Source organism: Dethiosulfovibrio russensis, assembly GCF_021568855.1.
Lineage (GTDB): Bacteria > Synergistota > Synergistia > Synergistales > Dethiosulfovibrionaceae > Dethiosulfovibrio > Dethiosulfovibrio russensis.
Window position 1 is genome coordinate 59355 of sequence record NZ_JAKGUG010000010.1, and the last position, 12555, is coordinate 71909.

General features: G+C 56.9%; 13 protein-coding genes. 11 read left to right on the forward strand and 2 right to left on the reverse strand.

Features of this window, described 5'->3' with window-relative positions; translation table 11 throughout:
* The first annotated feature begins 266 nt into the window (after positions 1–266).
* Complete coding sequence (locus L2W48_RS10840) at positions 267–1046, forward strand: hypothetical protein (protein WP_236099939.1); 780 nt, start codon at positions 267–269, stop codon at positions 1044–1046.
* Between the two features lie 43 nt (positions 1047–1089).
* Here the strand turns inward: L2W48_RS10840 and L2W48_RS10845 are convergent, their stop codons facing one another.
* Positions 1090–1611 (reverse strand): hypothetical protein, encoded by a 522-nt coding sequence (locus L2W48_RS10845; RefSeq protein WP_236099940.1) that lies wholly within the window; start codon positions 1609–1611, stop codon positions 1090–1092.
* A 220-nt stretch (positions 1612–1831) separates the two neighbouring features.
* Between L2W48_RS10845 and L2W48_RS10850 the strand changes: the two genes are divergently transcribed.
* Both L2W48_RS10850 and L2W48_RS10855 read left to right on the forward strand, forming a co-directional pair.
* Positions 1832–2947 (forward strand): hypothetical protein, encoded by a 1116-nt coding sequence (locus L2W48_RS10850; RefSeq protein WP_236099941.1) that lies wholly within the window; start codon positions 1832–1834, stop codon positions 2945–2947.
* Positions 2944–3363: a hypothetical protein gene (locus tag L2W48_RS10855; protein WP_236099942.1), complete on the forward strand. Its 420-nt coding sequence runs from the start codon at positions 2944–2946 to the stop codon at positions 3361–3363. Before L2W48_RS10850 ends, L2W48_RS10855 begins: the two co-directional genes overlap by 4 nt.
* Here the strand turns inward: L2W48_RS10855 and L2W48_RS10860 are convergent.
* Positions 3360–3902, reverse strand: coding sequence for a hypothetical protein (locus L2W48_RS10860; RefSeq protein ID WP_236099943.1), 543 nt, complete (start codon positions 3900–3902; stop codon positions 3360–3362). The genes L2W48_RS10855 and L2W48_RS10860 overlap by 4 nt on opposite strands.
* A 143-nt stretch (positions 3903–4045) precedes the next feature.
* Between L2W48_RS10860 and L2W48_RS10865 the strand changes: the two genes are divergently transcribed.
* The 8 genes from L2W48_RS10865 to L2W48_RS10900 all read left to right on the forward strand — a co-directional run bounded on the left by L2W48_RS10865 (position 4046) and on the right by L2W48_RS10900 (position 12456).
* The gene (locus L2W48_RS10865; protein ID WP_236099944.1) at positions 4046–4834 is read left to right on the forward strand and encodes a hypothetical protein; all 789 of its coding nucleotides are present in this window, start codon (positions 4046–4048) and stop codon (positions 4832–4834) included.
* Positions 4831–6786: an Hsp70 family protein gene (locus L2W48_RS10870; protein ID WP_236099945.1), complete on the forward strand. Its 1956-nt coding sequence runs from the start codon at positions 4831–4833 to the stop codon at positions 6784–6786. The genes L2W48_RS10865 and L2W48_RS10870 overlap by 4 nt, the downstream gene beginning before the upstream one ends.
* Positions 6776–7399: a transglycosylase SLT domain-containing protein gene (locus L2W48_RS10875; protein WP_236099946.1), complete on the forward strand. Its 624-nt coding sequence runs from the start codon at positions 6776–6778 to the stop codon at positions 7397–7399. The genes L2W48_RS10870 and L2W48_RS10875 overlap by 11 nt, the downstream gene beginning before the upstream one ends.
* A gap of 89 nt (positions 7400–7488) precedes the next feature.
* A complete protein-coding gene (locus L2W48_RS10880; protein WP_236099947.1) occupies positions 7489–8238 on the forward strand; it encodes a FadR/GntR family transcriptional regulator in 750 nt (249 codons plus the stop codon).
* 4 nt (positions 8239–8242) lie between these two features.
* Positions 8243–9538 (forward strand): nickel-dependent lactate racemase, encoded by a 1296-nt coding sequence (larA, locus tag L2W48_RS10885; RefSeq protein ID WP_236099948.1) that lies wholly within the window; start codon positions 8243–8245, stop codon positions 9536–9538.
* Positions 9535–9855, forward strand: coding sequence for a UxaA family hydrolase (locus L2W48_RS10890; RefSeq protein ID WP_236099949.1), 321 nt, complete (start codon positions 9535–9537; stop codon positions 9853–9855). Before larA ends, L2W48_RS10890 begins: the two co-directional genes overlap by 4 nt.
* Positions 9852–11012, forward strand: coding sequence for a UxaA family hydrolase (locus L2W48_RS10895; protein WP_236099950.1), 1161 nt, complete (start codon positions 9852–9854; stop codon positions 11010–11012). Before L2W48_RS10890 ends, L2W48_RS10895 begins: the two co-directional genes overlap by 4 nt.
* A 43-nt stretch (positions 11013–11055) precedes the next feature.
* The gene (locus L2W48_RS10900; RefSeq protein WP_236099951.1) at positions 11056–12456 is read left to right on the forward strand and encodes a GntP family permease; all 1401 of its coding nucleotides are present in this window, start codon (positions 11056–11058) and stop codon (positions 12454–12456) included.
* Positions 12457–12555 lie beyond the last annotated feature (99 nt).

Sequence of the window (12555 nt, forward strand, 5' to 3'; positions counted from 1 at the left end):
GTTGTATATGGAGATCGATATGATATACTTGTATCGGAGTTTCGCTTCTTTCCGCTCGATTGTTGCCTCAACCTCCCTTTTCCTCGGGCTTTTATCAGTTAGTTGTTTCTATCTCGTCTTTTTCTACCGTCGAAAGTAAATCGAGTTCGCCCGAAATCGACTGTTTTTCCCTCGGAATCGAGGGGTTTAGGCTCTTTTATTGTATCGAAGATTGAAAATTCAGCACTTCACCCTGCGGGGATAACATATCAGAGGAGGGATGTCTCATGCTGTCCGACAGAGACAGAAAGCTTCTTTATCTTCACCGTCACGGTAGTTCCGTGCCTATACCTGCCAGGCTATGCCGTCTGGGCATGGAAGACTACGACGAGATAATGGCCTTGAATTCTAAGGTATACAGGGAGGTCGGCGACGAAGATATATATGCCTCGGAGAATTCCATAGAGAGAAACCTCTCCGGAGAGGGGTTCGCCCTCGGGGTCAAGGCCGGTGGCCTTTTGGTGGCATTGTGCGTCTTTTCCTGGGTATTGGAGGATATGTTCAAGGTGGTGGAGGGAACGTATCTGGACAGCTGGAGCCTGGAACAGTTCGCCATGAGGGATATAGTGGTGGTGGACAGTGATTTTCGTGGAAACGGGCTTCACCGGATGCTCATATCCGCATCGGGGTCTTTCATCCCTTCCAGCAGACGTTACGTCATATCCACCGTCTCTCCCAGAAACTGGGCTAGCTTGAAGAACGTTCTGGCAGAGGGATATTACGTCGTTTCCTGTAAGAAACTGTACGGAGGGCACACCAGGTTCGTTACCTGGCAGGATCTGGACGATCCTATGGTGATAGCCAGACCCCTCCACCTGAGGATTCCGGCGGAAGAGGTGGAGCACCACCGCAGGGTTCTCGCCATGGGAGCGGTTGGTTACGAACTGGACAGGGCCGGACCGGACGTGATTCTCCGTTACGGCAAGGGGATAAGGCGATCCATGATGGTATCCTCTTTTCTCGGAGATTCCTCTCTTCTGGGAGACGAGGACAGCCAGGTAAGCTGAAAAAAATCGGAGACCGATCGATCGGTCTCCGATTTTTTCTTTTTTAGGGAAGCCTTAGGTTGCTGATGATCTCTCTGATGAGCTGATCTCTGGCTACCAGGGTCTCCCGAAGGAGCTGGTCGGTGGACTTGTAGAGGGTCTTCATATCTTCGACTGCTTCTACGGCACCTGTGTTGGCCTTGGCGATAACGTCGAGGCGGCTCTCGATGTTGTCGAAGGTGGCCTTGACCTCGGCGAACTGGGCTTCCATCGCCTTGGCGGACTCCATCACGGCAGCCTGAGAGGCTATGGCGTCCTGTCTGGCGGCCGCGGTCTGATCCTCGAGACGATCGAGCCTGAGCATTATCCCGGAGAAAAGTCCCAGGAAGACCACTACTACGAAAATGAGAAGGCCGTATTTCTTAACCTTGCTCTCGCTCTTTTCCTCGCAGGAGTCGTAGTCGGAGTCGCAGCAGCAGCTGTCGAAATCCTGCTCTTCTTCCTCTGTGACGAACTCGTCCGCCTGAACGTCCATCTCGTCCTGTTCCTCTGCCTTGTTTGCCTTGATGTTGTCGTCTTCGTACATTATCCCATCTCCTTTTGCTGTCCGGCGGACAAACGCCGGAGATTTTTCTCCTGTCTGTCCATCGCTATCGACTTACGTCGAAAATAATAGCATAAATCCGGCCTCAAAGTCTTCCCTGAAAAGCATTATAGCAGGTTCCTCTTCACGATGTGACCCCGTTGACTTTCAGGTCACAAAAACCATACCATGAAATAGTAGAGTAGGGAAAGGAGGGAAGGTAATGAAAAAACTTATTCTGGTTCTTATATCGATCGTGCTCCTCTCGGTCTGCACGGCCGAGGCTCGCACGATCGAGGCGGAGGGGGAGGCGGCGGTTGTTGAGGGCAACGTCTCAGCTGCCAGAGAAGAGGCCAAGAGGCAGCTTTACAGAAACGCCCTGGAGAGGGCCATAGGTGCCAGGGTGGAGGGCATCACGGAGATGAAGGACTTTCAGGTGGTCAGGGACAGGGTTTTCTCCGGCTCCAGAGGGTTGGTCAAGAATCTGGAGATCTTGAAGGAGTGGCGTACCGAAGACGGAGTCCTGCACCTTAAGGGGCGCTGCGAGGTGGAGGAGACGGCTCTGGACGGGGTTCTCGGTCCGGCCGTGATAGATGCCCTCGGCAACCCCAGGGTGGTGATTCTGGTGGACGAGATGATAGGAGATGACCGTCCGTTTCTTTCCGCCGCCGAGGGAGAGGTCGAATCGGCCTTCCAGAGGGCGGGGTATCTCATGCTGGACAAGGGACAGCTGGACGCCATTGCCTCCAAGAGGGTGGAGGCGGCCAGGATAGCCGGGGACGAGGCGGAGCTGGCCGAGCTGGCTCGGGATTTCGACGCCGACGTCCTTATCTTCGGCAAGGGACAGTCGTCCTCCTTTACGGCCCAGAAGATGTCGGGTCAGACTATATACGGAGTCAGAACTCTTCTCAAGCTTAAGGCAGTGATAGCCCAGACCGGACAGAGCCTGGCCGTGGAGGTTCCGGAGGTAAGGTCCAAGGGGCTCAGCGAGAGGGACGGAGCCGTCAAGGGGCTCAAGGAAGCGGCGAAAAACGCCTCCTCCTCTCTGGTGAACGAGGTGGCCTATGCTCTGACCGGCGGGGGAAACGGCGTTCCCGGTCGCTCGATCAGGGTTTCGGTGGAGGGAATGGACTTCGGGTCCGTCAGGGATCTGGAGGCGGCCCTAAGGGAGTCTCCAGGAGTGGTCGGAGTCTATCGTCGGTCCTTCCGTTCCGGCAGGCTGGAGCTCGATGTCACCGTGGACGGAACGGCGGACGACGTGGCTGTGATACTGGACGGCAAAGGTCTCGAGGTGGTCGATCTGACCGCCTCTACTGTGGGAGCGAGGCGATCGAGATGAGACGGGTCCCGTTTCTTGCCGTCTTTTTTGTCCTGGCGGTCGGCTCGGTCTGTCCAGCATCTCCGTCGATTCCGGAACTCTGGATGGCCCACGGAATGGTCCAAGGAATCCAGACTTTTCGCTACGGGGAGGTCGATTGGGAGAGTGAGCTGGCCTACGTGGCCGGAGAGTCCTCCTTGCCCGAGAGGGGAACTCCCTCGGAGGTCTTGCGGTGTCGCAGAGCCGCCAGGGTGTCCCTCTTTCTCAACTGCTATCTTCTGTCCCACGAGTTGACAGGAAAGGAGCCCTCCGATAATTCGGAGATCGACGGAGGGCTCTTCGAGGACGTTACGGTTCTAGGCGGAGAGAGGGACGGCCGTTACGTTGTGGGGGCATGGATCCCTCTGGGTCGTATCGTGGCCCTCTCGGAGCGCTAGTTTCCTGCGGGCAGGGAGAACCGTAGCTCCAGGCCGTCGCCTTTCGGGCGAATGGTAGCCTCGTCGGGGCTCAGCTCGTCCAGCTCTATGGCGTCCAGGACCGACTTGAGGGTCTGTCTGGTGGCTTCGTCGAAGGCGTCAAGATGGCCTTTCATCTTGTCGCCCAGCTCTTCGAGCTCCTTTGGCAGTTTTATCGACGGTTTCTCTCGTTCCTCTCCGGTTGCCAGGTCGTCGGAGGGATCATGATCGGGAAGGTCCACCGGAACCCTTTCGGTGGACCCCATCCCGCCTATGCTGTAGGATTCCACCTTCGGCTTCTGGGGCCTCGTGCGGGGTTTGGGATCGGGGGTCTCCACCGGTGATGCGATTAACTCCTCCGCAGCGTCGCCGGATACGTAGCCCGGAGCTGAGATAGATATATCGGTTTTATCGTCTTTATCGTCGCCCCTTCTTCCCATGAGACCGGCCAAGGTCCCAAGGATCAGGGATATCAACAGCAATATCAGGGCCACAAGGCCGGAAAAGCCTCTTCTCTTCATCGAACGTCCCCCTTCTCGACCGAGATCGGTCGCTTCGGATATCCCAGCATAATCCAGAGTTCCTATCTCCACAAGTGCCGCAGGATGTATTATAGAGCCTGTCGTAATGGCTGAAATCAGAAGACGAGTTCGGAGGCGTTAACATGGAAGATCTTTATAGATCGGCCGTCCTGGAGGGATTGGAGGAGGCTAAACGATCCCTTCCCGGCGACGACCCGATGAAAAAAGCCTGGAGGGTCGCCCTCTCCAGGATGATAGACGACATGGCTTTGGAAATCCCGGATAGAGAGGGTGCTATAAGGCTGGCTCCTCTGGAGATGGACCCGGGAGATACCCCCTATCTATACGGATTCGACCGGGTTCGGAGTGCCGCATCGGTGTTCATAGGAGCCCTGTTGGGATGGTTTGTCGTCTCCCCTGCCCTGACCTCCCTGGGAATGACAGGGGACTTCCCCCTGTTTCTGGGTACGGCCCTCGGGGCCACAGGGCTGTCCTTCTTCCGTAGAAAGATCGAGTCGGTCGACCTGAAGGAAATCGAGCGGCGGCTCGAGACCATGCTGTCCGTCGCAAGGGAGAGGATCGAAAGGGCGGTGGAGGACGGGGAAGAGGATTCAAGGAGGGTTTCGGACGACCTCTGGATAGGAAGGGCCCTGGCCGATCTGAGGGCTGTCCCCAGGGATCAGCTGGAGACGGCGGTGGAGGCTCTGCTGATAGAGGGGGAGAACCGGGGATACGGAGGTCCGTCGACTTACCGCCCCGGAGCCGATTCTCCTGCCCCTTCGACCACGGTGTGGAGTTCCGAGTTATCCGAGACCTACGAGAGCTTCGGACACTACGAGGACGGCACACCTGTGACGGTGGAGAGAGCTCCGGTCTTCAGGGACGGATCTCTGGTCGTCAAGGGCCTGGTGCGACGGAGGTCGTCGAGATGACCAAGCCGGTTCTGGCCGTCGATTTCGGCACATCCAACTCCTATTTCTGCAAGTGTCCTTCTGACGAGCTTCTGCCCTCCCCTGTCGACTTCATAGCGGACCGTACCGGGATGGACACGGTGGTGCTTTACCGAGAGGGAAGATCCCCCCTTGTGGGGTCCATGGCCCTCAACACCTGGGGAGAGGCCACCGAGGAGGAGAGACGGTCTCTTAAACTGATAACCCGCTTCAAGCCCGAGATAGATCGTGACAGTGAGAGCTACAGGGCCGCCGTTGCCTTTCTGTCCTCCGTGAGGGAGGAGGCCGAGGTCCGGCACATCCCCTTCGATCCCCGCTCCAGAGAGGTCTATTTCGGAGTTCCCTGTCAAGCCGGCGGGAACTACCTCGACTCTCTGACCTCCGCCGCCTTCGAGGCCGGTTACGGTAGGGTGAAGACCCTGGAGGAGCCTATCGGGGCTCTGCTTTACCACATTTCCCAGAGGGATATGGCGCCGTCGGAGGCCATGGGACGGGTGCTGGTACTGGACTTCGGAGGAGGCACCTGCGATCTGGCCTCCCTGGAGGGGTTGTCGGTTCGGTCGTCCTGGGGAGACTGGTCCCTGGGAGGACGGCTTTTCGACGACCTGTTCTTTCGGATTCTTTGCGAGAGAAATCCCGGTCTGGAGGAGAGTATGGACGAGGGAACGTCCTACTTCGTCCACTGGTATTGGAGCAGGATCCTAAAGGAGAGCTTTTCCACGACCATGGCCCGGGACAGGTCGGTGCTGTGGAGCGGTACCGCCGGAGTCTACGGCGGCATTCGACGGCTGGGATGGGACGAGTTCATTGAGAGGATCTCCGATTATCGTCCCACCGAGGACATGATCCGTTCAATAGGAGGAGATTGTCCCGGTTCGGACGGTCCGGAAAACCTGGTGACTCGACTGGAAAACCTTGTCCTGGGTTGCGACGGAGCGGACTCGGTCATATTGGCGGGGGGAAGCAGTCTCTGGCCCTTCGTGTCGGACCTCGTGCAGAGGATTATGCCCGAGGCCAGGCTGATAAGGAGCGATCAGCCCTACGGGGTAGTCTCCCGGGGTCTGGCTCTGTTCCCGGCTCTGAAGAACAAAAACGGCCGAACCCTGTCGTCGCTTCGGAGAGATATGCATCGTTTCGTGGAGGAGATCCGGACCGACGTGATCGATCCTGTGCTGGAGGACACGGTGGACCGTGCATCCTACGATGTGGCGTCTCTTCTGATCGGGGAGGCGGTAATCCCCGCCCTGGAGGCTTTTCGCAGAGACGGAGGGAAGATCTCCGCCTTCGAAAAGAGGGTGACCTCCGCCATGGAGGACAGAAAGGACTCGGTCGACCGTAAGGTGACGGAACATCTCAGATCGGCCTCGGAGAAGATCCCCGTCATGGTGCTGGAAAAACTGGCCCTCTGGTTCAGGAAAAACGGAGTACGGTCCATGCCGAGACATCTGGAACTCGCCCTCGGAGAGGAGGGGCCGGATATTCTGTCCGCCCTGGACATGAGCGGTATATCCCCCGTGGCAAGACTGTCCTCCGGAATGGACAGGGTCGCAGCTGTCCTGGCAGGAGCAGTGGTCGCCTCTATCTGTGGCGGAGGGGGAATGGCCCTCATAGCCTCGGGCCTGCCCGGACTGCTTCTGGGCGGAGTCATAGGTCTCGGCGGTTATGCGTTGGGTCGAGAGAGGATAAGGAAAGGGTTTAGGGACGTATCCATACCGAAGATGATGGCACGCGCTGTCGTCTCGGAAGGTACGGTGGAGAAGGCCGTCGCTAAGTCTAAAAAGGCCATCTCCGACGGCCTTCAAGACGGGATTAGGAGAGAATGGGCCGCTATTGAGCCGGAGCTAATGGCCTCGGTGGAGGAGATGGTACGAAAGGAGATAGCGGCTTTGTCAATGCTGAATCAACTGGAAGGAGGAGTCTCCCGTGAAGACTAGAGCGGTTTCACCGGAAAGAGCGTCTCGGACTGTAGTGTGGGTGATCTTGACTGTGATCTTATCGACCCTGGTGTTGTCTCCCGCCGCGGAGTCCTACAGCTGGGTCTTCCGAGGCAGTCCGGCCTGGAACTACATGGAAAAACATCGATCCAGACGCTACGCCAAGGCCAGGGTGTCGGTCATGACCTCCTATTTCAAGGCGAAAAACCCCGGCATCAGTACCAAGTCAGCCAGGATCTATGCGTCTTTGGTGGAGGCCATATCCAGAAAATACGGGGTGGATCCCTTTCTGGTCTCGTCGATCATAGTGAAGGAATCCACCGTAAAGGTGAGGGCCAAAAGCGGTAAGGCCTACGGTCTGATGCAGATAAACTGGAAGGCCAACAGAAAATGGATTCCCAGGGTATTCCCCACGATAAAATCCGCCTCGAAGCTGCTCCATTCCAGGCCGAATATATACGTCGGCTGCTATATGTTGAGGGATGCCCTCAAAAGGGGAGGAAACGTGGACAAGGCCCTAGATATCTACAGGGGTAGAAGCATCGCCTCCTACCGCACCAAGATACACCGATATTATTCCGACCAGGTGGATATGTTGCGCAAAAAACTTTGATGTTGACAGGAAGATGGTGATGTCATAATATTCAAGTGGTCAGACCTCTGACATCTGTCATCTGTCCTTTGATCGAAAGGAGATCTTTCATGTTCGAGAAAATTCCCCGTAACAATATTCCGGAGATCATAGTCGATGAGATCCAGCAGAGTCTTCTGAGAGGCGACTTCAAGCCGGGGGAGCAGCTTCCGTCGGAACGGGCTTTGGCCCAGATGTTCTCCGTGAGCCGTTCTTCCGTGAGAGAGGCGATGAAAGCCCTTCAGTACATGGGATTGGTCGAGATCAAGGTAGGAGAGGGATGTTTCGTCAGGGACCCCGCCCACGCTCTGGCCGATTCTTTTCGGTATGCCTGCCTTCTCAGAAAGTTCTCCGTGAGGGAGTCCATAGAGGCCAGGGAGATACTTGAAGCCGAGACCGCAAGGCTGGCGGCGGTAAGGGCCACCGATCGAGACAAGGAGAAAATAGTCGAGGTCTTCGAGGCCGGACTGATGTGCAAGGGCGATTTCGATTGCTTCCTCCAGAAGGACTTCGATCTCCATATGTCGGTAGCCGAGGCCACCCACAACGGGATGTTGGTCCAGATGATACAGACCATAAAGGGAACCCTGTCGGAGTACAGCCACGACGTTCTGACCTGGCCGGGTCAGGTGGACGTAACCATAGGGTGTCACAGGAAGATAGTGCAGGCCATATTGGATGGAGATCCTGAGCAGGCTATGAACAGGATGATCTACCATCTGGAGAACACTAAAGAGACGGCGAACATGGTTTTGGCCTCTCGTCTGGGCGATGATGTGAACTCGTCCGGCGAAGAGGACGACGAAGATCGACAGGGGTGAAGCTATGGAAGAGATCAAGGAGGAATTCTTTTCGTTTCCCTATCACAGGGGAACCATCACGGCGTCTGTGCCTGGGGAAAGGGTAGCGGCGGTCCTTACTCCGAAGGGTTTAACGGAGGGGGACGGGGAACAGAGGGATCTCGTCAAAGAGGCGCTGGATAACCCGATAGGTTCGGCCAGTTTGAGTCGATTGGCCGAGGGCAAGAGGAAGGTTGTCGTCATCACCAGCGACCATACCAGGGCGGTCCCCAGCTCGATAACCATGCCTCTGTTGCTGAAGGAGATTCGCTCCGGCAACTCCGAGGCAGAGGTCACGATTCTGATAGCGACGGGACTTCACAGGGAGACTTCCTCGGACGAGCTGCTCGACCGGTTCGGAAGGGAGATCTTCCAGCGGGAGAGAATAGTGGTCCACAACGTGGAGAGAGAGGACGACATGGTCTTCATCGGCGATCTGCCCTCGGGGAAGGGGTGCTCTCTCAATCGTCTGGCCGTTGAGGCCGATCTTCTCGTCACGGAGGGGTTCATAGAGCCCCATTTCTTCGCCGGTTTCTCCGGCGGAAGGAAAAGCGTACTTCCCGGAGTCGCCTCCAGGGAGACGGTCAACGCCAACCATTCTGCATCGGCCATAGCCCATCCTCTCTCCAAAACGGGGGTGCTGGAGGGGAACCCCATTCACGAGGATATGCTGGCGGCGGCTCGCCTCGCCAGGGTGGATTTCATACTGAACGTCGTCCTGGACGAGGAGAAGAGGATAGTCGGGGCTTTCGCCGGAGATCTGGACGAGGCCCATAGGTCCGGATGCGCCATGGTCTCCTCCGTCGCAGGAGTGGAAAAGGTCGTCTCGGATATAGTAATGACCTCCAATGGAGGCTATCCTCTCGACCAGAATCTATATCAGGCTCCTAAGGCCATCTCCACCGCCGCCGAGTGCGTTCGGCCCGGCGGGGCCATCGTGATCGCAGCGGCGTGTCACGACGGTTTCGGAGGTGCCAACTTCGAAAAGCTCATGAGGATCGGCGATCCCAGGCGAATAGAGGAGTATCTGCTGTCCCTTTCGGACGAGGATACCATTCCTGAACAGTGGAGCGCCCAGATTCTCAGCAAGGTCATGTCTAAGGCGACGGTGATCCTGGTGAGCGAGCTGGATCCCGGCGACGTCAGATCGGTGGGGTTGGTTCCGGCTTCGGATATGGCCGAGGGGCTGTCCCTGGCGGAGGGGATAGTCGGCAAAAACGCATCCATAACGGTGATACCGGACGGTGTGGCCGTGATAGTAGAGGGAGGAATGGATAGATGATAGAGGTGAAGGGCCTTCAGAACCACGAGGCCGACAACGTCGCGACCCTTTTCGGGGCTGGGGTAAAGCCCGGAGACGACGTCGAGGTGTCCGATCCCACAGGGGATAAGACGGTGTATCGCGTTTTGAACCAGGTACCTTTCGGTCACAAGATCGCGATAACGAAGATCGCCGAGGGGGAACAGGTGACCAAGTACGGCGAGGAGATAGGAGTGGCTACCTGCGAGATCGCGGCGGGAGAACACGTGCACGTCCACAACGTGGACAGCATAAGAGGCCGTGGAGACTGGGCCGATAACGAGGGGGATAAACGATGAAGTTTCACGGTTACGTCCGTCCCGACGGGTCGGTAGGTGTCAGAAACTACGTGGCGGTGATTCCGTCGGTCGTATGTGCCAACGAGGTGGCCGAGGATATCTGTCGTCAGACCATGGGGACTCAGGCGGTGCTTCACCATCAGGGATGCTGTCAGACCCCTCCCGATCTCGAGAGGATCACAGAAGCCCTGATAGGTCTCGGCAAGAATCCGAACGCCGGAGCGGTCCTGATAGTAAGCCTGGGTTGCGAGGGAGTGGACACGGACAGGATGGAGGCCGAGATAAGGGCCACGGGGAAACCCGTCGAGAGGGTCAATATCCAGGAGATAGGCGGCATGAGCAAGGCTATCCAGAGGGGGATAGATCTGGCTCAGAAGCTATATATAGAGATCTCCGGGATACAGAGGGTCGAGGTTCCCATCAGCTCTCTTACGATGGGTATCAAGTGCGGTGCCTCCGATACCACCTCGGGGGTGGCGTCCAACCCGGCAATAGGATACATCACAGATAGGCTCGTGGATGAAGGCGGTACTGTGGTCTTTGGCGAGACGACCGAATTCATCGGAGCCGAACATATCCTCCAGCGCAGGGCGCGCACTCCCGAGGTAGCTAGCGATATCAAACGTATTGTAGACGAAATGGAAGCCCGTGCCAAGGCCGTGGGCGTGGATATGAGAAGGGGGCAGCCCACTCCGGGCAACATAGAGGGAGGCCTTTCCACCATAGAGGAGAAATCTCTGGGCGCCATAGTGAAGTCCGGAACCAGGACCATAGAGGGGGTTCTTCCCTATACGGGAATTCCGTCCCATAAGGGACTTTGGATAAAGGACACTCCCGGCAGGGAGATAGAGGTTCTCACTGCCATGGCGGTAGCAGGGGCATCCATCATCTGCTTCTCCACCGGTAGGGGCGCTCCTCAGGGCTTCCCTCTGGTTCCGGTGGTCAAGATATGCGGTAACCCTATAACCTTCGAGCGTATGAACAACGATATGGACGTCAATGCCGGAAAAATCGTCACAGGAGAAAGCTCTCTCGAAGAGGTCGGTCAGGAGGCGCTGGGAAAACTTCTCCGCGTCGCCGACGGAGAGAGCTCCAAAGGGGAGGCCATCCGCTACACCAGGTCTTTGGATATCTACTGTCTCGGCCCTGTGATCTGATCGTCGGATCGGCGTATCGTTTTAGAAGGGGGAAAAGATCGCCATGACGTCCTGTATAGCCTTGGGAGTGGGTATCTTCCTGCTCCTGTACATGATAATAAAGACCAAGATCCACGCGTTTCCCGCTCTGATAGTGACATCCATCGCGGTAGGCCTGATGTGCGGCCTGTCCATTCCGGATACGATCAAAGCCGTCTCCGGAGGATTCGGCGGTACCCTGGGCAGCATAGGTATCATAATAGGCTTCGGCTGCATCATGGGAAAACTTCTGGAGGACAGCGGAGCGGCCAAGAAGATGGCCGTCTCCATCCTCAAGATCGTGGGCATCAAGAGGGCCGACGTAGTGGTAGGCCTCACCGGCCTTCTAGTATCCATCCCGGTGTTCTGCGATTCCGGGTTCGTCATCCTGTCCCAGTTGGCCAAGGAGTTCTCCAGGATTACCAGGAGATCCATGGTGGGATTGGGCGGAATATTGGGCATGGGGCTCTACATCACCCATTTTCTGGTGCCTCCGACGCCGGGTCCTTTGGCAGTCGCCGGATTCTTCAACGTCGACATAGGTAAGATGATCCTGGGGGGAATCTCCCTGTCGGTGGTGCTCTTCGCCGTGTCTGTGGTTTACTTCCGTTTCGTAGGAAGAAGGCACCCCGAGCTGATCCTCGATCCGGATTACACCGGACTGGACGAGAGCACCGCGGCCAAGCTCAAGGTTCTGGTCGAAAAGTACTCTCAGGGCAAGCCAATAGAGGACTGCGAGTTTCTCGAGACGATGGACTCGGACGCCCTTCCCGGGGTGGTGGCATCCTTTGCCCCCATAGCGGTTCCCATAATGCTCATCCTTATGGACACCATATGCAAGGCGGTGGGGGTTGGCGAGTGCAAGGCCCTATCGGTGGTGCATCTAGTGGGACATCCCATAGTGGCTGTCTTCATAGGAGTGCTGCTCAGTGTCTACGGTCTCAACCGCACCACATCCAGAAAGGACTGCATCGCCCATATGCAGGGAGCCATGGCCGATGCGGGGTTGATTCTTCTGGTGACAGGTGCAGGAGGAGCTCTGGGCAACGTCATAAGGGTGACCGGAGTCGGAAACGTCATAGCCCAGTCCATCCTGGGTCTGGATATACCGGTCATACTGGTTCCGTTGCTCATGGGAGCGATGATAAGGATACCTCAGGGATCGGGCACGGTGGCGATGATAACCGGAGGCTCCATCTTGGCCCCGATGCTGCCGACCTTGGGGATCGATCCTCTGATAGCGGCGCTGGCTCTGTGCACTACCTCCATGTTCGTGTCCTATCCCAACGACAGTTACTTCTGGGTGGTCACCAACTTTTCCGGTATGGACGTGGAGACCAGCCTAAAGACCTGGACTCCTGCGACGGCACTTATACCTGTGACCGGCGGAGTGGTTCTGGCTCTGGTCAACGCTTTTTTCTTCTAGTTAAAATAGCTTCGGATGTACACCCCCGGTGCCAGACTGTACAATGTCTGTGCCGGGGGTTCTTTTTTCGGCATAAAAGCATCGAAAGGGGTTATTCGC